This window comes from Caballeronia sp. GACF4 (assembly GCF_023631025.1).
In the GTDB taxonomy this organism is placed as follows: Bacteria; Pseudomonadota; Gammaproteobacteria; order Burkholderiales; family Burkholderiaceae; genus Caballeronia.
The window spans coordinates 1-23266 of record NZ_JALQDW010000019.1 but is presented as its reverse complement, the minus strand read 5'-3'; the positions used below and the strand labels follow the sequence as shown (position 1 = coordinate 23266).

The window sequence follows — 23266 nt, the reverse complement described above, 5'->3', positions numbered from 1 at the left end:
ACCCGTACACCCCGTAAATCACGAGCCACTATCAGTGCAGCCAGACCGCGCTTGATGACTTTGAAGTTGTTTCAGGCGCGCTTCAAGGCGTTCTGCCGCACGCGGCTCCACCGCGCGGGCCGAAGCAACACGGCCCCGGAGTTGGTCAAGAGACGGATGCTTCCCCACGGCAATTTGATCTTGAATCTTGACGATTGCATCGTGATGTTTGTTTCTCAGTCGAAGCTGATCGCCGTCTCGAACAGCGCCCGTGATGATGGCTGACTTGCCTGGACGCACTACGGCGTCTTTGCTCGGCTTTGTGCGCAATCCGTGGCGAACAATCAGCTTCTTGATCTCGTAAAGCATTGCCTTGGTCGCATGAATCCCTGACAAGGTCAGATCGTCAACGTATAGCGTCATGACGACACTGCGAGCGACGCACTTCGTTTCGATCTCGGTGAACATCTTTCGATGCGTAAAGTAGGAGAGCAGCGGGCTAATGCAACTACCCGTCGGCAAATGACCGTCCACTGTACACACCGTCGCCAGCAGGCGAGCCACGTCATGCGAACACCCCAGATTCCTGTGAAAAAACGCCTTCACATGGTGATAGGTGGTGCTTTCGAAAAACTTCCTAATGTCCATCGCAATCACCGCCCCACCGCTCGTCAGATGCGCGCGCGCATTGGTGACATGCGAGCGGGTCTTCGTGGCTGAATGCAAGAAGGCCGGGCGCTCGATACTGTCGAAGAGCTTGGCAAGTCGATAGTGAATTTTGAGCGTGGCCTCAGTGGGCTCCTGAATATGTCGAGGCTCCTTACCTGGCTTGAAGTGATCGTCAAACCGGTTATAGGTGGGCGCCGTGCAGACCGCATCGATAGTTTGAGCGCTAACGTCGAGTAAAGCGGCCAGCCGGTGAATACTCGATAGCTGCCATAACGGGGAGTGCTCGATCGGATAGCGAGCCGATTGATTCTTGCGAAGTCGTGCGCGCCCGGCTGCCTTTTCTCGTCTATGCGTCAGATTTTTTGTCGGCATCGATCCAATCCATGACCTTCAAAACCTTCCCCGCGATCGCGACACGCAGTTTGTCGCTGCGCCGTTTGGAGTCGAGTTGTTCGGAGAACAGCATCAAACTTGAAACCGGAACGTCAAACACTTGTGCATATCGCCCGAGCAGATCGACGGTGAGCGCGTGCGCCTTTTTGCCAGACTCGATCTCGGACAGATAGGTGTTAGAGATTTCCAGACGTTTGGCCAACTCTCCTTGGGTCATCTGGTGGTAACGGCGAAGGTGGCGCAAAGCTTGGTGCAACATAGAACGCCTCCATTCAAGACAAGGACTAGGCAGGGGTGCTAGGCGTTACCACCACTTGTCGAAGAGCCTCAGGATCGTCACGACGATACGAAGACATCGCAAGAGCAGTAGCAACGTTTCGCGGCATGTAAGGGCCTGCTTGAGCCTGCCCTTCTTCCGCCGCGGCAACGTTTCGTCTGGCTGTCGTCCCTGGTTGGTTATGGTTTTTCTCACCATGATGATCCTCTCGTTACCCTGACGCCTAATTGCGTGAGGACCAGTGCGTAACGAAAGCGAAGAGGGACGACGTTTCCCCTGCCTATCCGTTTCCGGCCGCCGTACCAGGCGGCGGCCGGGCGCCCAAGGCACATGACCGGGGGCAATGGTTGGAGAGTCGCCTCTCCGCAGGCTTTAAGCAAGCCCAGGTAATACGCTGGCTTTGTCTTCGATCCCAACCTAGAAACAAAGATAGCACAAACTTCGCTGTTGGCGAAATATTTTCGCTGACAGCGAAGTTGATTCACGCACAGACAACGATCAAATTGTCGGTGTCAGCTTATCCTGAGCGACTACCTTCCTCTGCATGAACTAGCAACTGAGAGGGCGCGCATCCCAGGATCAAACAAATGCGGACGATGTTTAAGATCGTGACGTTCCGCTCGCCGCGTTCGATCTTACCCATATGACTTCGGTCGATGTGGGCCTCGTGTGCCAACGCCTCCTGCGAAAACCCCCGCTCTTTACGCAGCGCGCGAATGGCCTGCCCTAAGGCGATGAGGTAGCCGGTGTCGTCAGCCGCAGCGGAGATTCTTTGCATGCGACTATGGTCACGATGCTATGCTTTAACGACCACGGCTTTTACGACCCATTTCATGCGAACGGACATGGCCGAACAGACTGGCGAGACTGCGCGTACGTTTGATCTTCCGCCCACCGATGTCGTCGCGCTAATGCGTGCGTTGCTCACACGCGGACCAGAGGCAGCGCTGCCCCAGAACCTGCCGGACGCCTGGTTACGCGGGCTGTTGCGTGACATGGTGGCTACGCTAATGCCAGAGGGACACGATCACCTACCCGTCAAACTGCTGGTCCTTTCCTTGGCTTCCGCGCGAAAGCAGGCGCAACCGCTTCCCGAGGCGTGGGATCTTGCGAGTATTTTTGAGTCAGAGCCTTTTGATTCGTGGCTTCATACCTATCACCTTGCCCTGACCACCGAGCTGATCAGTCGTCACGTTGGCGCAGCTTCGGCGCACCACACGGTAGAGCACTTCTTCGATCAGGATTGAAGGCTCGCTTGTGGCGGATGGTGTACAAATCTCATCGCTGATACCCTGAAAAGTCGGGCAAGCGCTTAGCGGCAACAATGCTCGACGCTCACACCGGCGAATTCGCCGAAATTATGGAGTAGGACTTAATGTCCTAATTCACCATGAATCAAGACGGACGTGACCCCCTACCGGACGACACGGACGAGTGGATCCGGCTACTGCAATCGGACGATGGTCGTGCGGCACGGGAACACCTGGCGGCCGGGCGAGCGATTTTCTATCGCGAACCCGACACGCCAGCGGGCCTCTGCATCAAAAAATACCCGGACGGACACCGGGAATGGGTTAGCTTCGACCGCAAAACTGGCGATGAAGTGCTTGTACGTCGACTCGACGATGGCGAGTCGAGCTCGCTTGCTGACAGATTGGCTCAGCCGGGCGAAAAAGCAGACTTCGATTTCGACCCGCCGCGGGCCGAGTTGGAGGAGTTTCAAAGCGAAGCGCTGTTCACTGACGAGTCCGACAAGGCGCTTCTTGATGAACGACTCGCGAAGATCAAGGCGTCGACTCAGGCGGCCAACGACGCCTTGGATGATGCGTTGTCGTCTATCGCCGTGTCGATCCGACGCATCGACAAAATGTTAGGTAACAAGCCCGGCGAGGACTGAGCACACGATTCGTCCCCTTCCTGTTGTCGGAGGCATCATGAAAGGCGCCAGTCCAGGGAACGCTGCACGGGATGAGTTGACGGCGGAAAAACCAATCTACTACAGGGGACCAGCACACCGCCCGGCATGTACGTGAAGGATTACCCGACTGGTCGTCGCGAGATAGTGAAATTTGATCCCGCCGGCGAGGAGATAGTCGTTCGTCGCCTCATTCTTTTTGGCGCACGCAAGGGCAACATCACCATTGCAGATGACTTCAACGCACCGTTGCCCGATGAACTGCTCGGCGCGTTCGAGGGTCACTGAGGTTCCCCCTTTCGCCGCTGGATGCAGTCCTGCCCCACGCCCTGCGTGCGGGTCGTCACCCTCCGATTCAGAGCAACATGTCGGGAAGGTCCGTTCACAACTGCTCTACTTTGTTTTTGTCACGAGATCCAGCATGGCGATCTGCATCGTCACGATGCGCTCGAGCACGCCATGAATGACCCGGCGCATTTGCTCCGGATCTTGGTGGCTCAATTTCTCGCTGTTCGTCAGCCATAGCTTCAGCAATCCGCCCAGCCGGCCTTGATCACCGTTGATCTTGGCGAGTTTCAGCACGAGGTCTTGATCGATAACGCCCTTGATCTGATAGCCCATTCCAACGTTGCGAAGGTACATCGACGTACTCATGCCGGCATTCTGCGCATTTTCTTCAATGCTGGCTTTCTCTTCTGGCAGGCACCACACCTTGATCGGCGAACTGCCTTTTCGGGTGGCCTTCGTTTCGTTTTTCATTTTGGTGTTCATTTTCTAAACGGCCCCTGCCGCATAGTCGTCGGCGGTAGCCGACTCCACTGGAAGGGCAAGACTTCCCTTGAGCGCGAAGCGCGAATCGGGGAAAAAGTGAAGTAAGGCTCAATCTCGGCAGAGTGGGCCTACTTCACATGTCTTGCCCGGTTCTAAATCGCGATATTTCAGCGACACTTTGCGACGCCAAGTAAGAATCAGCGGGTTACTTCAGGAAATCTTGAAAGCGTCGTGCGATTCGTCGAAAAATCTTGTTAGTCGTTGAACCGTCTTGAGAGCATCTTGATTCCATCTTGTTAGATGCAAAAGCATCTTGGATTCATCTTGATAGCGTCTTGATGCCCGATCTTGATGTGCGGTCTACTGTGGAACATTTGTTTGAGACAAAGTCTTACTCCAATTCACCGTTAATTCACCGCTAATTCACCGCAGATTGACCTCAAATTTCGCGGAAATGTTGCACGGTGTGTCGCAAATTCACCGCAACTTTTCTCATGGTGTCGCAGGAACGTCGCAAAGTGCCGCATCATGTCGCTGATCCATCCGGGTTGACGGCCGGGCAAGATAGGTGAAGTTAGCTAACCGCTTCTTCACGTCCGAATTCGCGCCTGCCGGCGCTCAATCGGATTGCTTTGCTGCGCGCAGAAATCAGCGCACATCACCATGTAGAGCTCGGCCGCCAAAGTGGAATGCGCTTCTCCCTCGTCGACGCGCACGAACCGTGTCTCTGCGCCGCACCCCTCAATGCGTCGAACAACCCATCGTCAACTGACGTCAGGCGGTCTCGACACGCGATGCATGACGAACTCCCAGCTACGATAGCTTGCGCTGAGTCCGCCATGTTTCAACGTCGTCCACGTAACCGGCTCTCTATCGGGTGACCAACGATCGAGCGTTACGGCGAGCAGCATGACTGCAAGCTGACGCGTGCGCTGTCGCACGCAAGGACTGTCCTCGATTTTGTCGCCAGACGCGATTTGCTTGAGTCCTTCCCGTGCATCGATGATTTCGAGTCGTGTATCCCGTGCTGGTTATAAAAGCCCGTGAGCGCGGTCAGGGCATCAACCGCAATCATCAAGTCAGTGGCGTTGACGGCTCGCCCTGCAGCAATCATCGAGGCACCGCACCGCATGTATCAGTGAGTAAGCGTCGGGATTTCGGTAGTTCATTCAGGTTGTCTTTTATCTTGAGTCGGGCGCGGCCAGTCGCGCGTAGTAGCCGGCCAGCTCTTCGAGCACGCGCTGCTTTTCGGCTTGGACGTAAATTGTTGTGGTTTGCAGCGAGGCGTGGCCAAGCACCTTTTGCACGACATCCACGGGCACCTCGTCGGCGACGGATTGCGTGCCGAAGGTATGGCGAAACGCGTGGGCGTTCGTCTGGCCCAACAGCACCCGCTCGTCCAGGCTTAATCTATCCATCGTCTCGACGAGTACCTTGAGCATCCGGCCAATCAGCCGGTTCAATCCGTCAGCGGTGTAACCGGTCTCCTCCGAGCTAGATTGAACGCCAGGACGGGTGTCGTCTTCGTTGCCTACTCGTTCCCACCGGTGCCGGCGACGCGAGGCCTCGGTCCAAGGAATGACCACGGGTGCAAGCAGCGGCCCGGTTAGATGTTCTTCTTCGGTCGAACGCTTTTCTTCGGCTGCTCCTTCAAATGCTTGAGCTTGATCGATGTGAGCTTGACTGCGTCCATCGTTCCTTGCTCCGTTTCGGTCGGCCCAGTGGGCTCGTAACGCAACGAGTGCCGCGGCGCTCACCGGCACCGTCCGTTCACGCTGTCCCTTGCCGACGACAGTCAGTTCCCACACTGGGCGATCCGGTGTCCCATATGAGGATGGGCTCAGATTTTCGCGCCGGGCGATCGCCGCTTCTTCGCGACGCAGCCCCGAGTCACCCATCAGCAAAATCGCCGCGCGGACCGCGCGCCATTGCACCGCGCCCTTTTCTGCCGAGCGCATATCGAGTTCAGCACGCAGCTTGCGCCACAACCCGGCCGGCAACGCGCGCTCGATTTTGATCGGTCGCTCGTGCTTGACGACCATCGGATCGTTGACCGCCGTCCACGGGTTGCCCGCCAGGTAGCGGACGTCGACGAGCCATGCAAACGCGCCGCGCAGCACCCGGATCGCATAGCGCTGTGATTCCGCGGAAAGCGCCGCGGAGCCCTCCGGCGTTGCCGTGGAGGTGGATAAAGCAAAGGGCCGCCAACGCGGCGAGTGACGCGCGAATCGCTCGCCCAAAAAGCGCGGGTCGGGGCTTTTCAAAAAGTCTTTGTACGCCTCGCAGTCGTCGACGCGTAGATCGCTCAGCGCCTTGCCGCGCAGTACCACCGCCCACAATAGAAAACGCTCGAGTTCCTTGGTGTAGGCGCGCAGCGTTTTCAGCTGATCGCGGTAACGGTTCAGATAGGCGCGCACTGCATCGAGATCGTGGTTCGCCTGGATATAACAGAAGGCCGTCGCCCGGTTTTCGCCCGCGGCGCCGGAGAGCGCGTGCGGCACGGCGAGCCGCTCGAGCGGCACCAGCGTGAGTCGAGTCGCAGACCCGTCGCCTGGACCGCTGCCGCCCACACCACTGCTCGGGCCGCTTTCCGTCACCTTGGCGGCCGGCACCACCTCGACCAGATCGGCCGCGATCAACGGCACGCCGTCCCGTTCTTCGGAGTCAATGTCCTGGTCGATCGTTAGTTGCAGCGACGCCTGCTGCCTGCGCAGCCAACTGATGATCGCGCGCGCCCGGCCGGGGCCGATGCGCGGAATCGAGCGCCACCAGCTGCCGCCGCGCCGGTTGCAGAACGCGACGAGTTCGCCGAGCGTCTGGATGCCTTCGCCTTTGAGACGCCGCGCCACCCGTGGCCGCAGCCACGCACTGATCGCGTGATCGGCCTGCGGCGGCAGCGCGGCCAGTTGCGCCGCCTCGGTCACCATGCGGAACGTCACCGCCGTCAGCTTCGGCTGCCCGTGCTGCCGGATCGAGGCGCGCAGATGGTCCGCGAGTGCCGTCGACCCGTGCGCCAGCGCGAGCGCCACCAGCGCGTCGAGCATGGTCGTGAGATGCCGCTCCATCGCGCCGGGCGTCGCCGCGTGCGCGTCCTCGTCCGGGTCGTAGTAGGTGCGCGCGATCACCGCGGGCGCAATGCGCTGCACGTACGCGCGCAGCGCCGTGAAGTCTTTCGTTGTATAGCGCCGCTCAAGGGTCAGCGTCTCTGCGGTGAGCTTTTCCGGGGCCGCCTCGCGGGGTGCTTCGTGGGGCGCTTTTGAGGCGGCCCGGGCAGACCCGGACCGGTTGGGCCCAGCGGGCCGGGGCTCAGCCATGCGGACCCTCCCCGCCCGATCCAGCCGCGCCAGCCGATCCCTTCCCCGGTGCGGCGCGCGACGTCGTAAAGCGTTTCAGCAGGACCCGGGCGTCCGCGAGGAACGCCCCCGGAAACTTGCGGCACAGCGCCTCGAACATCGGTCGCGCATTCTGCAGGCGCGCGGCAACCCGCCGGTCCTTGCTCGGTTCACTGGCTTCGACGCCCATGCCAGCCGGTTCGGCAAACACCACCCGCTGCAGCAAGACCACGGCACCACATTCCGCGATCACGTCGAGCACGGGCGTGAAGTCGCTGCCGAACAGCACCGGCCCATAGGTGAGGACGAGGGCCGTGAGCACCAGCAATTCGACGCGGCTGGGTTTGACCGGCAGCGGCACCGGCTGCCCCTGCACGATCTGGCGCAGGGCCGCCGCGCGGCGGCGGCGCACGACGGTCCGGTCGAGTTCGAGCACAAGGCGCGCGACCTCCGAATCCGGCATGGCACCGAAATCGTGATGGTCGTCCTCGTCCTCCGGAAAGCCGGCAAAGTCGTGTGCCACGGGCTTCTGCCCTCTGTTGTAAATGGTAATTCGAGGATTTTACCCGCAACCGCCATCCCGATAATATACGATTATCAGGCTTGAATGATCGATAGATATTTACGATAGAAACCCCATAGCATTACGAGCCGCGCTGATCATCGTTTAGGCGAAACGTGGACTAACCACGACAACTCAAACAAATTGTTGCCTAGACAATGTTGCGCACTATCCATCCAGATATTTGTGCACTGCGCACCGGCGTTTTTTTCGACCTATTATCGAGCTCTTTGCCATCCGCTGACGACCATGCCAGTATTGAAAAAGCGTCAAAGATCGTCCGAATCAAGAACCGTGCAATCGCGCCGTAAAAAGCAGTTGTATCTGCCTCTAAAGCAGCCGGAGTCTGACCAGTTGTGCTTACAAGCGCGCCTGTCGTTTCAAGCGATGCGGGAAGGTCGAGGAGATAGAGCCACCGTTATGAACATGGCTTCAATCTCACTCATGTGCGAGATGATCACGGCAGCCGGCCATGGTCTATTGCCGCTGCCTCTAATCCAACAGGCTCGAAAAGGCGCCTTTGATGCGTTGGACACCGGGGCAATGAGTGGCGTGTGGGCATTCACGGACGCGCTAATCAATCAATTTACGCTGGTTATCAACGAGTACGATCGCCAGATGCGGGAAACCCGACTGCACGCGATAATCGCGGCATCAGAGAAGGTCGAGCACCTCGTTGCGAAGCAAGGGCAACGGCGTAACGAGGAGTGTCCAAGCGAAATCAGGGAAGATTAGTTGGCCAAAGCGTATTAATCAAACGGAAAAACGCCACTAGGTAGTTTTGCTGTCCTTCATTAGTGCAACAGAGCGACTATCAACAAACGCGCGAAAAGCGGGTTAGATCCAGACTGGCCTCTCGACTCTTTGCTGAACGTGGCACAGGCTTATGTTCGCGTTTCGGCCCTTGGATCCTGCAATATATATTTCTGTAGGAGTTGGCGCACTTGTAGCGACGAAATAGCCATCTTCAGCGCTTCTCGGCTCATGCCCGGCACACGTGCTCTTACGACCTTGGATGGCCGAGATATGGTCGTTGAACCGGAGAATCCGCGTGGTTCTATTCAAGATGGGGACGATGCAATGCGTCCGCGATTGAATATTGAATCCGCCGATGTACGTTTTCTGTACAAGAGCCTGGTCAAGCATTCCCCACAGTTGCCTCCCTCGGGCAAGACGCGAGTCAAGCAATTCAGGCATAAAGCCATTCGTCGTTTGAAACGGCCCCGAAGAGAAGTCACGAGTCCACCGAGTTCAGATCGCACCAATCTACCCAACGCTCCTCGAGCGCCTGCTGCAATGGCTCATCGCAATAGACGGCGCTCGCCATTTACCGCTTTCACAGGTAGCGGACGATGAGGTTGGACTCCCATAGAGAAGCTCCGTCATCGAAGAGCACAGGGACCAGCCTACGCCGAGCGAACTTGGACAACTAAAGCCCACCATTTGCTCCGCCTTCACCGACCCCGCACGCCTGAGCCTGATGCTCGGCGAATTGCGCTTGCCGATGATCACCCGGCTGTGGCCCGAGTTCGCCGAGCGCGCCGATAAGGAAGGCTGGCCTGCGACACGATTGCTGTCGGCGCTGGTTGAACACGAACTGGCGGACCGCTCGCGCCGGCGCATCGAGCGCCATCGTACCGAGTCTCATCTGCCACTTGGCAAGACATTGGAGTGCTTCGACTTCAGCATGGTACCGATGCTATCGAAGCCTCATCTGCAAGCGCTCGCGGCAGGTGATGCGTGGCTTGAGAAAGGTGCCAATTTGCTGCTCTTCGGGCCGCCGGGGGCCGGCAAGTCGCACGCAGCGGCCGGGCTCGGACATGCGCTGATCGGCTGCAGACGTTGCACAAGTTCGTCAGCGCGCGTAAAGAACACCCGATAGCCGGCATCGCTCGCCCGACAAAGCCTGCAACTGAATCGGCGATCAACAAGCTCGATCGCTTTGACCTGTTGATCGAGACCAAGCCGAAACCAGCGTCTATTCGAACTCATCGCTCAACGGTATGCGATTCTGATCACCGCGAATCAGCCGTTCTCCGAGTGGAACTCCGTATTCCCAGATCCCGCGATGACCATCGCGGCCATCGACCGGCTGGTGCACCACGCTACCGTGTTCGGACTGAACGTCGAGAGCTACCGTCGCCGGACTGCACAGGCAAACGCACTCGAGCGCGACAACTATGTGTCGCCACGCATTGACTCAAATTTTTTGAGTCGTTGCCTCATGTAAGTTGCTACCCATCAGAATGCAGGCGGGAGCGACTTATGACCAGGCGGCTCAGCATGACAACACGACTAGAATTGACTGAAGCAGTCGGCGCGCGCTATCGCCGTTCTGACCGGAATGAGAAGCGCCAGATAACTATGACGATGAGGTGCGCGCCGCGCTGATTACCCTTTGGGAGCCCGCTGACCGGATCTGCGGCAAGCGGCTCAAAGCGCTGATCCCGACGCTGATCGAGTCGATGACAAGGCATGGTCACCTGTCACTATCGAAGGGCGTCCACCAGCGGCTTGAGCAGATCAGCGCCGCCACGATTGATCGACTGCTGCACGCCGTTCGCGAGCAGGCTTTTGGCGGCCAACGCCGACGCGCTAGCGGAGTCGGCAGTGCTATTCGCCGTGCCGTGCCGATCCGGACCTTCTCAGACTGGGACAATCCACTGCCCGGTTATTTCGAGATCGATTTTGTGCAGCATTGCGGTGGCGGCAAAGTCGACAGCGAACTCGTACACACGCTTGTAATGACGGATATCGCGACGGGATGGACCGAATGCCTGGCCATGCCGTTTCGCAGCGGCGCATTCGTTCTGGAGTATATCGAGCAGGTCCGCCGTGCGTTGCCTTTTCTTCTGCGCGGTCTGGATTGCGACAACGATACCGCTTTCATGAACGAGACGGTGTTTGACTTCTGCAAAGCGACGGGTATCGAGCTTACGCGGTCGCGTGCCTACAAGAAGAACGACCAGGCATGGGTCGAGCAGAAGAATGGCGCTATACTTCGCCGCCTGGTCGGCTACGGACGGCTGCAAGGTTTGGAGGCCACGGAAATCCTTGCGCCCCTTTACCAGGTTTTCCGGCTCTACATTAACTTCTTCCAACCGTCGTTCAAGCTGAAATCCAAGACACGTCACGGCGCGAAGGTGACGAAGCACTATGAATCGCCCTTGACGCCGCTTGAGCGCGTCCTACGATCGGCCTAAGTGCCGGCGACAACCAAACGCAAACTCCGAACTCGATTCAGGGCGCTCGACCCGCTGGATCTGTTGTCTCGGATGCGTGAAGCACAGCGGCACGTTGCGACCTGCAGTGAACGCGGCATCCCACCTGCCGAGACAGAGATACCCGAGCGTGTTGCTCTGGCAGAATTCTTGGGTCAGCTTCGGAACAGCGTGGCAAGACGGTGAGGTAATACCAACCCACCAACGAAAGGCCGGCGTGCCCCATACGTGGCGCAACCGGCAAGATCCGTTCGAGCACACGTGGCCGACGATCCAGCAATGGCTCGAATCCGAGCCCGGCATTACAGCAAGGAAACTGCACGAGCGCCTCGTCGCGCTGGCACCCGCTATGTATTCCAGTGCGCAACTGCGCACCCTGCAGCGCCGCGTTAAAGCATGGAGATCAAACCGTGCACGAGAACTGGTGACCCGGATACTGAGCGACGCAGATGCGTTGAAGGTTGGCGCCGCTACGCAGCGCCAACCTTCAACGCAAAACAATCGGAAGACGACAATTCGGCTGGAGTAAAAATCTTCTCGTGAGGCAACACGGCGGCCACAGTAATTGACGCCATACACACGCATACCTTACAGGATCAGTGTCTAAGGCCAGCGTCGCCTCCCTTATACCAGTGCCGTGTGGACGGAAGCGACGGACCTATTCCGTGCGGCTTGCGTCGATCAAATCGAGCATCCGTGCTAATTCCGAAAACTGCATCGCCGATAGTTGACTTGATGCCAACAATAACTCGATACGGTATCGCCAGACAGAAAGCGCCATCTGGTTTTTCGTAGAAGTGCACAGAGCCTCGACAGCTATCTGCATGTTTCGAATATCGCGTTCAATGAGCGTTAAGTGATCTGTCATGTCAATCTGCCGATTTCTTGATGCGCCAGTTTCGTGCGGCGCGCAGGACTTGCCCGAGCGCATAAGGTTTAACGGCACGACCAAGGAAGAACTTGATCTTACAATAGGAAGTAAAAATACATCGCGTGAAGGTTTGGTCAAATGGGAACATTCCCGCGCGATTTTATTTTTGGAGTCCCACTGTAAAGTTATTTTGAATTTCGCCGTAAACTGCTTCATCACGGGAAGGTGCATTCGTAATTCGGATGTTTTTTAATTTTAGCGTCCAAGAATCGCCGATTGAGTGCCACTTTCTCGCCCTAGTTTAACCTTCCGATTTCCAACGCGCGGGCTATGGCATTGTCTCTCGGCAAGATAAAAAGCGTTGCCTCGATCCCTCGAAACAATCCCGAGCTATTGATCGAGCAGTACAAGGTACTTTCGTACCAGGTTCCGCTCATGTATTTGATCCTTTTGATTAATACATGGGCCTTGGCAGTCACGCATCTGTACTGCGCGCCTTCTTGGATGACCCGCTTGGCGCCGAGTGTGTTGACGCTCATCTGCATAGGTCGTATCGCGATCTGGATGACGTCGGTTGGGAAGGTCCCTGACGCACAGCTTGCTTATCGCGCCTTGCGGCGGACCAATCGGCTAGCAAGTATTATTGCTCCAGCGTTCACGGGTTGGGCGCTGGCGCTGTTTTCTTACGGTGATGCGTACGCGAAAGCGCACGTTGCCTTCTATATGGCGATCACCGTAATTGGGGTAATTTTCTGCTTGATGCACGTGCGTTCCGCCGCCATCACCGTAACGATTATCGTGAACGGTGCGTTTGTGATTTTCTTCGCGTTATCCGATAATCCGGTCTTCGTCGCCATTGCGATTAACACCGCGTTGGTGTGCATTGCAATGTTAGCCGTGCTTTTCGTACACTATCGAGACTTCACCCGAATGGTGGAGGCTCGGACAGAAAATTTCCAACTGGCAAATCACGATAGTCTCACCGGATTGCCCAATCGGCGCGCGTTTTTCTCGGCCCTCGATCGAGCGTTCAGCAACGCAAATGTCCGGGGCGCCCGTCTTGGGCTAGGAGTCATCGATCTCGATGGCTTCAAGCCTGTGAATGACCTTTATGGTCATCCGATGGGCGACAAACTACTGGCGTCAGTCGGGCAGCGACTTTCTGACACGTGCGGCAAGCATGTCTATCTGTCCCGACTAGGCGGCGACGAATTCTCTCTTATCCTGAGCGACGTCGGCACGGATGCGGCGGTGCTCGATTTTGGTAATCGCATATGCGACGCGCTGCGCCAGCCATTTATGCTGGGCGATCTCCGCGTCCAAATTGGCGGCACAATTGGATTTGCGGTTTTCCCCGAAATGGCGCCGGATGCTAGCAAGCTTTTTGAATACGCCGACTACGCACTTTACTACGCGAAGCAAAATCGACGGGGTACCCCCGCACTTTTCTCTGCGGACCACCAAGCGACGATTTTCTCCGATGCAAGCATCGAACAAGCACTGCACTTGGCGGACGTGGAGACTGAACTAGCAGTTGTGTATCAGCCGATCGTCGATATTCAGACGCAAGTCACTGTCGGTTTTGAAGCACTTGCACGCTGGACAAGCCCAAAACTGGGGCAAGTGGCGCCCTCTCGGTTCATTCCGGTCGCCGAGCGGGCGGGCATTGTTAGCAATCTCACGCGTACTTTGTTGAAAAAGGCCTTGACCGAAACGGCGACATGGCCGCTGGCGCTGCGCCTATCCTTTAACCTGTCTGCTTACGACCTCAGCTCGGACCTCGAAACAACTGAGATTGTTCGGATCATCGGAGTAAGTGGCGTTGATCCAGCACGTATTGACTTTGAAATCACTGAAACCGCATTCATCCAGGAATTAGCGTTCGAGCGGGTGCAAAAAGCCGCAACCGCACTAAGAAAGCTCGGATGTGGTGTCTCGCTTGATGATTTTGGGACGGGTTACTCAAGTCTTTCCTATCTGCACGCGCTCCCATTGACCAAAATCAAAATCGATCGGAGCTTCGTAACACAACTCCATCGAAATCCGGCAAGTTACAAAATCGTGAAGTCGCTTTTCGCGCTCAGCAAAGACATGGGTCTTGACTGTATTGTCGAAGGCGTTGAAACGCACGAGGAACTGACCGCGCTGCGTCCCTTGGGCGAGGTTTTCGTGCAAGGGTATTATTATGCTAAACCCATGCGGGCTACCGAAATCGACCAGTTTTTGAAAACGACGCTTGTTTCAACGCCTAAAGTCGCCTAATTTGCAGCAGTGTCGGCATAAGGTAACAAGCCAAAGCTTAAGCAACGGCATCTAATTCAGCATGCTGAATTCGCCGTTCGCTTTGGGTCAGTCTTGGGTATCGCGATTTCGGGAATTGCCGTGCAGGAACGTCGTGGTTAAAGTACTTAAATGCGCCGTCGTGCTTGAGCATACGGATATCTCAGCGCCGACGACATGATCCATCGCGGAAGGAGCGTTCATCGTCGACCATTAGGAACTTGGCATCGTCGAATGCTTAATTGCTTCCCCTCCGTTATTGGCGGTATGGTGCTCTTCTAGCTCTATTGTCTTAGGGGCCGGTGCAGGCGGAACAATTTGGCTATGATCAAAGCGAAAAACAAGTAGCGAGCCCGCAGGAGTTGTCGAACTGCTTGCACTGATTAATTGGCGGTCGATGCTGAGACGGTCAGCGCGGCTTCGTTGTAACAGGTGACCATTAGTTATCTGGCTCCAAACCTCGTTTCGCTTCCCAGTATAAATGCCGAGCTCGATGCGATCGAAAGCTGATCTTAAGCAACAACGACTAAGCTGAGCGATTAATGAAGTTGCGCTTATTGCTTCTTCGTAAATTATTGGAAATGCAAGGCGTCATCGACGGGCGCAAATGAAGCGTCCCGGTTTGCCGGAGACCTTTTACTCTTGAGAGAATAGGGTCGTGGAAAAAATCGACAAAGCAAAAAGGAAGACGGCGCCGAAGTACTCGGCGGAGGTGCGCGAGCGCGCGGATCGCACAGTGTTTGAGCACCGTTCGGAATACGCGACGCAGGAGGAAGCGATCCAGTCGATCGCTGCGAAGACGGGTTGGTCGCGCGAGACGTTGCGAAACTTGGTTCGCCAGGCTGAGAGCGAGCGTGTTTTGCGGGCGGCGTCCTCGACGCAGCAGCAGGGTCGAATCGGCGATTCTCGAACGCGAGGTCCGGAAACTGCGCCAAGCAAACGAAATTCTGCGTAAGGCCTCGGTGTATTTCGCACAGGCGGAGCTCGACCGCGCACCGGAGTGATGATCGCCTTAATTGACGGCGGGCTGACCCGCGTCGGCTGCCACCGCGGGCGCAACGCGATGCGCTACTGTGCCTGCATATCCGGCGTGTATGGGAGAAGAACTTTCGCGTATATGGCACACGCAAGGTCTGGCGGCGGCTATTGCGCGAAGGATTCAAGCTCGCACGGTGTATGACTAAGCGACTGATGAAGCGGCTCGGGCTGCGGGCGTGCGGCGCGGCAGATCGATTCGACCACTGTTAGCCAGAAAAATACACCTTGTCCTCTTAAGCATATGCAGCGGCTATTCAAGGCGCCACGGCCGAACGCGCGATGGGTGCCCGACTTCACGTTCGTGGCCACCTGGCAAGGCTTTGCCTACGTTGCATTCATCATCAATGTGTTCGCGCGACGCATCGTAGGCTGGAGGGTGTCAATTTCAGCGTGTATCGAATTCGTGCTGGACGCGCTGGAGCAGGCGCTGCATGAATGGCGACCAGCCGAAGGTAACCGTTTGGTACATCATTCGGATCGCGGGTCGCATTACGTTTCCATTCGTAAACGGACCGCCTAGCCGAAGCAGGGATTGAACCGTCAGTCGGCAGCATGGGCGATTAGTACGATAACGCGCTTGCCGAAACGATCAACTGCCTTTACAAGGCGGAAGTCATTCATCATCGTGGCCCATGGCGCAACGTGCGAGCCGTCGAACTGGCGGCACTTGAATGGGTGGACTGGTTCAATCACCGACGTCTGCTTGGACCTATCGGCAATATCCCTCCGGCCGAAACGGAAGCCCGTTACTATGAGCAACTCGCTGGAGTGTCAATGGCCGCGTAACTCCAGCAAAACCGTTTCGAGATACCCGGGGCGCTTCAGCCGTCCACCAAGTTCGCTGTGAAGGACGGTCAAATGCGTCGTCCGCACAGGTTCGAGCAGCATCTTGCAGGCGGTCGCGAGATACTAGGAGGCGACTCAAACTGCCAGGCCCGACCTTGCGAGCAAAAAAAAGCTGCCAAGCGGCAGCTTTGAAAGATCCTGTAATCCGAGGGTTACAGGACCTGAGAGTTACTCTTATAACGGCCAAAAAGGCAAAAACTTAAATTTATTTTAACAGTTCGCCCCACTCATGTGTCGATGCTCATGCTTCAAATCAAAACGAATCCTCTGTCTAGCCACCGTCGACAGTCATGATTAGCGACCGAAATGACGCCACATGCAGCGATGGACCGATGTTGTTAGCGAGGCCGGTGTCTTACTTACCATTTTTGATGGCGACGCGTCCTAAGTACTTTCGGCTTGGGTGTTGCTCGCACCTTAAGTACTTAACAGTTCGACGGCAGCTGCTCTCCATCTAAGTTTTTATCTTATTCGGTCGACGCAACACTGGCAGCAACTGGTCAAAAAATCCTGAGATCGCGCCGTTGCAATCACCTTTAATGAAGGGGAGGACTTATGGCAGCCTACTCGGGATTGCGACACTGTCACTGACGATTAGTTTAACCAAAACAGCCCCGAAACGCCCTTCCTCATCGACGACACTTGCATATTTCCGGCGCGAGAACGTAGGCCGAAATTTCGTTCATCGTTTCTCATCCTAAACAACTTTTGTAGGTCTGATACTGCTTAACAGTGTGGCTAAATCGTCTGCATTGAACGGTTTGGACAGTACGGCTACCCCGAGCTGTCGAGCCTTCTCTATATGCTCGGCATAGCCTGTCATCAACGTAACTGCTTGAGTTGGGCGCCATTGCTTTATCCACTCAACGAGTCCAATGCCGTCACATGTGCCCGGCATCTGAATATCGGACAGGATAAGGTCAAACGCACAATCCTCCTTCAAAACCTCAAGCGCAGCATCGCCAGTGGGCGCATGGCGCGCTTTCCATCCTAATACATCGACCACCGCGAGCAGGCCAGCAGCGACCTCCTCGTTGTCTTCAACAAGCAAAAGGATCGGGCGAGAATGGTTAGACTCGGCGGTTAATGAGCAAGGCTCAGTTGCCTGCGTCCGTGTATGCGCCACTGCTTCTTCGTTCGCACGAGGCAAGTAGAAAAATACAACCGTGCCACGTCCTACGGTTGACTCAATTCGCGCCGTACCGCCCCCCTGCTCGGCCATCGCTGCGACCTGGGCGAGTCCAAGGCCTGTGCCAATGCCCGCAGGCTTGGTGGTAAATAGCGGCTCAAAAGCGTGACTTTGCACTTCTGGCGCCATCCCTGTGCCGCTATCCTCACAAATGAATTCGACATAATCGCCCGCAGTTAAGCCATGCCGAGACGTTGCAAACGTTACGTTATTGCATCCTATTGAAAAACAGCCCCCATGCGGCATTGCATCATTGGCATTAACCGCAATGTTGATTAGCGCGGACGTCAATTCTGACGCGTCTACCGCGATCATCCATACCGAATCTGAAGCGCTTATGTGCAACGCTACGTCGTCGCGTAGGCTGGATCTAACGAGCGGATTCGTTTCGGCTAACCATTGGCTCGGAAGTATCGTTTGGATTCGCAGCGGCGCCCGACGCGCTACGCTCATCAGCCGACGAGCAAGGGCACGGGCCGTCGTCGATGCGCGCTCGACTGCGTCGACTTCTGATTTCACACCCTTGTACCCCTTGCGACGCACGATCTCCATGTTTGCTGTTACGACCATTAGCAAATTGTTGAAGTCGTGGGCAACGCTGGCGACGAGATTTCCAAGAGCTCCCATACGTTGCATCCTACGTGCGGCTACTTCCGCGGTCTGACGACGACCTAATTCGCGCCGCCAGTTGCGCCACGACGACTCTTCCGCTTGAAGCCGCCGAAGAGAAAAGAGGATAAGCACCCAAGAAAAGATGCAAGGTATTAGCGCAACGAGCACAATGGACATGTCCTCACGAAGCCAATCTCGAATGATGTCTTGCATGGCAAGGCCCGCCGAAACATACACGGGGTATGGGCCTGCTTTCCGATAGGAAATCAATTTTGGTTTCCCGTCCAGTGGCGAATCGATTTTCAGGATGTCACGCCGAGGGTTTTGAGCGAAAGCCTTTGCAAGAATGTCGTGGGTCGTTGGCGGGTCAGGAACTAGCGGAGGCGGGAAACGAACAAGAATGCCTCCGTCGTCCCGATAGAGACCCACTGTCACAGCAGAATGCTCCGCGTGAAGTTCCGTATAAAATCTCAGGAGGTAATCGCGACGCAAGGATATAACGATGGCGCCAAGAAAACGGCCGTCATGCCCAACTCTCGCGGATAACGAGCTAACGATATCGATGCCTTGGACTAGGCTCCGTTGAGGAAGCGAGATAAAGAAACGACTTAGCGTTGCGCGGGTCGAGATGAAGTCTTGGCGAGCGCCGATCGAGACTGTTGGAGTAGGGAAGTACCGGCTGCTAACTATCAGCTTTCCATTGGCATCGACTATCGATAGCGTTGCGATTTGTGGGTGAGTTGATACCAACGATGCCAGGACAGCATGCAAGTAGGCAACGTCTTGTGATATACCGTGGCAGTCCCGCTGGCCGATTGAATTTTCGGCCCGTTCGATCAATTGCCAATTAAGATCAAATAGGTTTGTGACTTTTCCTTCCGCAATCCATGCAAACCGATTCAACGTCGCTGATTCTTCCTCCAAAGTTCGATGGTATGTGTACGAGGCGTATAGGAGAAGAAGCCCCAATGGAACGACAACGGAGGCCGCCAGGGCTACCCGAAGCCGGCGCCGTGCGGCGCGAAAATTCAATGGGGGAAATGCAAATTGATTTGTTGATACGGCGTCTCTTTTTGACGAATTCGACACGGTCCCGCTCCTTCTTAGGCTAAAAAACACCGGCTTTCGCAAACGTTTGCTTGGGCGTAGGAACCTGACCCTCCCGCTAATAACCGGTTGCACATGCCTAAAGGTGTATAAGCGAATTGTCGTCTGAGACCGTATAAACCCTAATGACGATAACTGTAACGTCTGCCGGATATACAGCGTAAGCTGAGTATTATTATTGCCTCGAATAACGTAAAGGCGGGCCAAACCCTCACTTGTGGAATCGGGCGCTACGTGCCTACTTTTTTAGTGCTAAGCGAAAAACTGCACCGCACTAAAATTGCAGGCTGCCTCGGCTGCCTCGGCTGCATTGATGCAGCTTCAGCGGCCGCTGCTTCGAGGTTCCATAATAGTTTGCCTCGGCTTCGGCGGGCGGGTTTTCGCCGAATGGTTCCATCAACCGATGATGATCAAATTCAAGCTACCGAGTCGAACGTTGCCAATCCAACAGATTCGCGCGTTCTCCAAATGCGGCGGCAAATCAGTTCAGCCCTGTGCAAACCGTTGATGATCGAACCAAAGCGTTGTCAGAGCGGTCACCTCGAATGGCCGCCAACGGCAATCTAATGAGTAGGTGCTTAATGCCACCTGCGAAATTACCGTCAATCTCTTATTCGCTTAATTAAAACAATAATTTGATCAGCCCAGAGACGTCTTTGACGCCACTCCGTAAAAAGTTCTCCCTAAGAGCATTTGATGGCGGCATTTTTTGGTCGGCATACAAAAGTTTTCGGCTCCGCGTCCGTTATTGACTTAAGACTAGGCGCAACTGGTCGATTTCGGCGTACTCCAACTAGCTAGGTTGGCCCGAAAATAGGGGAAAACAGTGCCCGCGCCGCCCCACATGGGGCCGGTACCTATAAGGCCATAAAAACACTACGGGGGCAGCATGGTAGAAACAGAAAAGCGTGACTGGACACCGTGCGTATGTTACCAAGAAATGGAATCGCGTGATGTCCGCTATTACGTCGGCGACGTTATTCATGAGCTTCACGAGCTTCGCCGGCGATTGAGGACAACGGCAACAAATGTGCAGTACATGCGCTGAGGGCAACCATCCGGGCGGTCGATGAACTCGATCGGTTTCTTCGCTGTTGCTGCCTTGCGTCCACTATAAAAGAAAAGCCGCTGTTTGATGACGGTGAGCGCGCTGAGAGTTGAAATCATGAGAAACACGTTGATGCAGAGACTTGCAAGTTCAAGTCGGTACCGTTTTGTTTTTTTCGCAAGTACTACCACGGTTCTCTTTTTCTTAGCCTTCAGTGTGATGTGCCTCAATTTGATGCGCATTGCCCGCGATGCTGACCGCATCGACGACACTTGGATAGCAAACACTCGAATCTTGGGCGAGATGAGCGACCGCGTAACAGAGTTGCGGCTTGCTCAGGCATTGCTCGTCCTGTCTAATTCGCGCGAGGCGCGCGTAAATGCGAAGACCAAAGCAGGAGAACACCGAGAAACGTTAGCAATCAGCGAACGAGCGTTCCTCGAAAGCGCGCCATCGCGTAGTTTGGCACAGGCCGAAGCCGCTTTCGCAGCATTGCACGCCTATGAAGCGGCAGAACTTGCATGGGAAGGCGACGCTGATCTGAATCTACGCTGGCATGCTGATTTCGTTGGCGAAACGCAAGCGCTATATGTCGCGGCCGACGAAGCCCTCGATTTGCTTATTAATGCAAACGCCAACGCTGCCCACAGCGACACGGGCCATATCTCAACGACATCCAATCTTCTATCCGTCTCCGTCATTGTCATCGGGTCGTTGGTATGCGTCGTTACCGTGTTCTTCATTAGACGCTTAGATAAGCTCCTTTTTTGTCCGCTGAACGAGATCACCGAGGCGCTCACCCAACTATCGGCGGGTAACGGTCACGTGAGCGTTTTGTCAGCACATAGAGGTGATGAGATAGGAAAACTTGCGAAAGCGTTCGAATGTTTCCGACAGCACGCCGATGCGCTGCGTGACGCCTACGTTGCGACCAAGCTGGCAGAGGAAGCGGCTGCACGCATCGCGCGTCATGACTCCTTGACTGGACTCTTCAATCGTGGATTCGTATCGGCACGCATCAACAGTCTTTCATCTGAAGACGCATCGAAACGCGCCCATTTTCTATATGTGATCGATCTGGATCGCTTCAAGCCGGTGAATGACCTTCATGGGCACGCCGCCGGCGACTCTGTGCTCTGCAAGATTGCTGAACGCCTGCGCGGCGAAACTCGTGAAGGCGACATCGTGGCCCGTCTAGGCGGCGACGAGTTTGCCGTGCTTGGGCATATGGACGAAGACTTAGATGCCGGCTTGCTTGCTGCACGAATGCTTGCAGTTATTTCATTGCCTGTCACAGTCGACAATTGTCAGATCGAGGTTGGTGGCAGCATTGGCATTGCACGCTACGGTCGGGATGGCGTCGACGCAGACACCCTCCTTCGGTCGGCCGACGCGGCGATGTATGCCGCGAAGAGCAGTGGCCGAGGGACATTTCAGTTCTTCCAAGAAAGCATGCGCGAGGCAATGCAGGTTCAGGCTCAATTAGAAGCCGACGTAAGGAACGCAGTGGCCAAGGAGCTTATCGAACCTTATTACCAGCCTTTGGTTGACCTACAAGGCGATAGTATCTACGGATTTGAAGTTCTGGCACGATGGACGGACGAAAGACGAGGAGCCGTGTCGCCCGAGATTTTTATCCCCGTCGTTGAACGCTTAGGACTTGCGACGCCGTTTACGATTTCCATGCTTCGTCGCGCCTGCAGGCATGCCCAAGACTGGCCGAACCATATTGTCTTAGCCTTAAATGTCTCACCACTACAGCTTGCCGATCCACTTCTGCCGACGCAAATGGTCACAGTGTTACAGCAGGAAGATTTCTCTCCGAGAAGGCTTGAAATTGAGATGACTGAATCTGCCCTAGTGGATGACTTGAACGCCGCGAAGTCTGCCATCGATCAATTTCGGGCGTTAGGGATCAAAGTTTCTTTGGATGATTTTGGGACCGGCTATTCCAGTTTGCACCATCTGCGCGAACTCAAGTTCGACAAGGTAAAGATCGACAAGTCGTTCGTGCTAACAATGCTGTCTAACCCTGAGCACGAAAAGATCGTCGATGCCATTTTGAATCTGTCAGACGGTCTAGGCCTGCGAACCTTGGCAGAAGGGATAGAGTCGCAAGACGTAGAGAGCGCGTTGAGAGCTCGCGGGTGCAGCTTTGGTCAAGGATACCTTTTTGGTAAAGCAACCTCCTATGCGCAAGTGCCAGCAGTTCTCAGTGAGAACGAAGGAGCTCGCAAATTGCTCGCTCGATCTGGTTAAGTAGCGATCCATGTTCAAGCCATCTGCACTGCGTTGACCTTCGCTATAGGTAGCGCTGCTTATCGCTGCGTGAGTGCCTCGACGCTCTCACGATTCACGTTGCGCTGCCAGGGACTTTGAGCCTTGATTGTCGGTGCATCTTCGGATCGCCGCAATTTGCTACGGTGGTCTCTGCTGGAGAAAATTCATACGACTTATTACAGTCTTTCCACCACATGCCGATAACACGTCGACACGGCGCAGGCCATATAAATTTGTATTTCGCTTTACTTCGCAACTGAACAATTGGGAAAAATTCAAAATGAAGAGTCTGTCTATCCGCGCGCGGCTCGCGCTTACCATGATCCTCCTTGGGGTGCTGCTCAGCTTGTCCGTGGGCATCGGTTTATACGGCATGGCGACGATCAAAGCATCCGCAAGAGATGTGAGTCTGAGCACGTTGCCCTCCGTCAACGCGCTGGGTGTCTCGGATGTGTACCTAAACCGCGCACGCGTGCTCCTCGACCGCTTTGCACTTGACCGCGACGGCACCGAATCGGCCGATTTGCGCGCGCGCGCAGAAAAAGCGTTGGCCGATTCGGATGAGTGGTACAAAAAGTACGATGTCATCCCCCGTGGCGCAGATGAAGACGTCCTCGCGAAGGACGTGGTTGAAGGCCGCACTCAAATGCGCAAAGCGCTCGAAGGTTTTGGCGCCGCCATCGAGAAACGCGATCAGACCGAGATCATTCGCTATGCACAGAAAGATGTGCCCGATGCCTACAATCGCACGAGCGATGCCTTCAAGAAGCTGAAGGAATTTCAACTCATCGACGCGGCTCGCCAGGACGAGGAAAACGACAGCAGCTACGCAACCGTGCGTACCGTTGGCTTCATCTCGCTCGTCGTGGGTATTGC

General features: G+C 55.7%; 20 protein-coding genes and 3 pseudogenes. 12 read left to right on the top strand and 11 right to left on the bottom strand.

Annotated elements, in window-relative coordinates:
- Window positions 1-18: 18 nt before the first annotated feature.
- From NCR40_RS19135 to NCR40_RS19125, 3 genes are all read right to left on the bottom strand, one after another.
- Complete coding sequence (locus NCR40_RS19135; RefSeq protein ID WP_250510320.1) at window positions 19-1020, bottom strand: reverse transcriptase family protein; 1002 nt, start codon at window positions 1018-1020, stop codon at window positions 19-21.
- The gene (locus NCR40_RS19130) at window positions 995-1300 is read right to left on the bottom strand and encodes a helix-turn-helix domain-containing protein (protein WP_250510319.1); all 306 of its coding nucleotides are present in this window, start codon (window positions 1298-1300) and stop codon (window positions 995-997) included. Before NCR40_RS19130 ends, NCR40_RS19135 begins: the two co-directional genes overlap by 26 nt.
- Before the next feature lie 535 nt (window positions 1301-1835).
- Window positions 1836-2096, bottom strand: a complete 261-nt coding sequence (locus tag NCR40_RS19125) for a helix-turn-helix domain-containing protein (RefSeq protein ID WP_250510318.1) — start codon at window positions 2094-2096, stop codon at window positions 1836-1838.
- Between the two features lie 67 nt (window positions 2097-2163).
- Here NCR40_RS19125 and NCR40_RS19120 point away from each other — a divergent pair, with 67 nt between their 5' ends.
- The 3 genes from NCR40_RS19120 (at window position 2164) to NCR40_RS19110 (ending at window position 3521) form a co-directional block, all read left to right on the top strand.
- Window positions 2164-2565: a hypothetical protein gene (locus NCR40_RS19120; RefSeq protein ID WP_250510317.1), complete on the top strand. Its 402-nt coding sequence runs from the start codon at window positions 2164-2166 to the stop codon at window positions 2563-2565.
- Between the two features lie 143 nt (window positions 2566-2708).
- Window positions 2709-3215, top strand: coding sequence for a hypothetical protein (locus NCR40_RS19115; RefSeq protein ID WP_250510316.1), 507 nt, complete (start codon window positions 2709-2711; stop codon window positions 3213-3215).
- Between the two features lie 126 nt (window positions 3216-3341).
- On the top strand, window positions 3342-3521 hold the full coding sequence (locus tag NCR40_RS19110; RefSeq protein WP_250510315.1) for a hypothetical protein: 180 nt from the start codon (window positions 3342-3344) through the stop codon (window positions 3519-3521).
- A gap of 105 nt (window positions 3522-3626) precedes the next feature.
- On the opposite strand, the gene traJ is transcribed toward NCR40_RS19110, so the two are convergent.
- The 3 genes from traJ to NCR40_RS19095 form a co-directional block, all read right to left on the bottom strand.
- Window positions 3627-3992, bottom strand: coding sequence for a conjugal transfer transcriptional regulator TraJ (gene traJ / locus NCR40_RS19105; protein WP_250510314.1), 366 nt, complete (start codon window positions 3990-3992; stop codon window positions 3627-3629).
- A gap of 1193 nt (window positions 3993-5185) precedes the next feature.
- Window positions 5186-7318, bottom strand: coding sequence for a site-specific integrase (locus NCR40_RS19100; protein ID WP_250510313.1), 2133 nt, complete (start codon window positions 7316-7318; stop codon window positions 5186-5188).
- Complete coding sequence (locus NCR40_RS19095) at window positions 7311-7859, bottom strand: hypothetical protein (protein WP_250510312.1); 549 nt, start codon at window positions 7857-7859, stop codon at window positions 7311-7313. Before NCR40_RS19095 ends, NCR40_RS19100 begins: the two co-directional genes overlap by 8 nt.
- Before the next feature lie 288 nt (window positions 7860-8147).
- Between NCR40_RS19095 and NCR40_RS19090 the strand changes: the two genes are divergently transcribed.
- Complete coding sequence (locus NCR40_RS19090; protein ID WP_250510311.1) at window positions 8148-8633, top strand: hypothetical protein; 486 nt, start codon at window positions 8148-8150, stop codon at window positions 8631-8633.
- A gap of 601 nt (window positions 8634-9234) precedes the next feature.
- On the opposite strand, the gene NCR40_RS31490 is transcribed toward NCR40_RS19090, so the two are convergent.
- Entirely contained in the window at window positions 9235-9327 is a 93-nt protein-coding gene (locus NCR40_RS31490; RefSeq protein WP_350029310.1) for a glutathione S-transferase N-terminal domain-containing protein, read from the bottom strand.
- Window positions 9328-9378: 51 nt separating this feature from the next.
- On the opposite strand from NCR40_RS31490, the gene NCR40_RS31325 reads away from it, so the two are divergent.
- The 4 genes and pseudogenes from NCR40_RS31325 to NCR40_RS19075 all read left to right on the top strand — a co-directional run bounded on the left by NCR40_RS31325 (window position 9379) and on the right by NCR40_RS19075 (window position 11648).
- Complete coding sequence (locus NCR40_RS31325; protein ID WP_284507806.1) at window positions 9379-9780, top strand: ATP-binding protein; 402 nt, start codon at window positions 9379-9381, stop codon at window positions 9778-9780.
- A gap of 102 nt (window positions 9781-9882) precedes the next feature.
- Window positions 9883-10128, top strand: a pseudogene (locus NCR40_RS31320) (ATP-binding protein); the annotation flags it as partial.
- Between the two features lie 145 nt (window positions 10129-10273).
- Window positions 10274-11101 carry a transposase family protein gene (locus NCR40_RS19080; RefSeq protein ID WP_250510310.1) on the top strand — a complete coding sequence of 276 codons (828 nt, stop codon included), beginning with the start codon at window positions 10274-10276 and terminating at the stop codon, window positions 11099-11101.
- 235 nt (window positions 11102-11336) lie between these two features.
- On the top strand, window positions 11337-11648 hold the full coding sequence (locus NCR40_RS19075) for a hypothetical protein (RefSeq protein ID WP_250510309.1): 312 nt from the start codon (window positions 11337-11339) through the stop codon (window positions 11646-11648).
- Window positions 11649-11777: 129 nt separating this feature from the next.
- Here NCR40_RS19075 and NCR40_RS19070 read toward each other — a convergent pair whose 3' ends face one another.
- On the bottom strand, window positions 11778-12221 hold the full coding sequence (locus NCR40_RS19070; protein ID WP_250510308.1) for a hypothetical protein: 444 nt from the start codon (window positions 12219-12221) through the stop codon (window positions 11778-11780).
- 99 nt (window positions 12222-12320) lie between these two features.
- On the opposite strand from NCR40_RS19070, the gene NCR40_RS19065 reads away from it, so the two are divergent.
- Both NCR40_RS19065 and NCR40_RS19060 read left to right on the top strand, forming a co-directional pair.
- Complete coding sequence (locus tag NCR40_RS19065) at window positions 12321-14252, top strand: putative bifunctional diguanylate cyclase/phosphodiesterase (protein ID WP_250510307.1); 1932 nt, start codon at window positions 12321-12323, stop codon at window positions 14250-14252.
- Between the two features lie 685 nt (window positions 14253-14937).
- Window positions 14938-16094 (top strand): annotated as a pseudogene (locus tag NCR40_RS19060) (IS3 family transposase).
- 757 nt (window positions 16095-16851) lie between these two features.
- Here the strand turns inward: NCR40_RS19060 and NCR40_RS19055 are convergent.
- The 3 genes and pseudogenes from NCR40_RS19055 to NCR40_RS19045 form a co-directional block, all read right to left on the bottom strand.
- Complete coding sequence (locus NCR40_RS19055) at window positions 16852-19044, bottom strand: hybrid sensor histidine kinase/response regulator family protein (protein WP_250510306.1); 2193 nt, start codon at window positions 19042-19044, stop codon at window positions 16852-16854.
- 292 nt (window positions 19045-19336) lie between these two features.
- A pseudogene (locus tag NCR40_RS19050) lies at window positions 19337-19621 on the bottom strand (hypothetical protein); the annotation flags it as partial.
- 431 nt (window positions 19622-20052) lie between these two features.
- Window positions 20053-20229: a hypothetical protein gene (locus NCR40_RS19045; protein ID WP_250510305.1), complete on the bottom strand. Its 177-nt coding sequence runs from the start codon at window positions 20227-20229 to the stop codon at window positions 20053-20055.
- Between NCR40_RS19045 and NCR40_RS19040 the strand changes: the two genes are divergently transcribed.
- The gene (locus NCR40_RS19040) at window positions 20228-22369 is read left to right on the top strand and encodes a putative bifunctional diguanylate cyclase/phosphodiesterase (protein WP_250510304.1); all 2142 of its coding nucleotides are present in this window, start codon (window positions 20228-20230) and stop codon (window positions 22367-22369) included. The two genes, NCR40_RS19045 and NCR40_RS19040, sit on opposite strands and share 2 nt — an antisense overlap.
- 133 nt (window positions 22370-22502) lie before the next feature.
- The coding region (locus NCR40_RS19035) for a Tar ligand binding domain-containing protein (protein ID WP_250510354.1) at window positions 22503-23266 on the top strand (764 nt) is incomplete at its 3' end.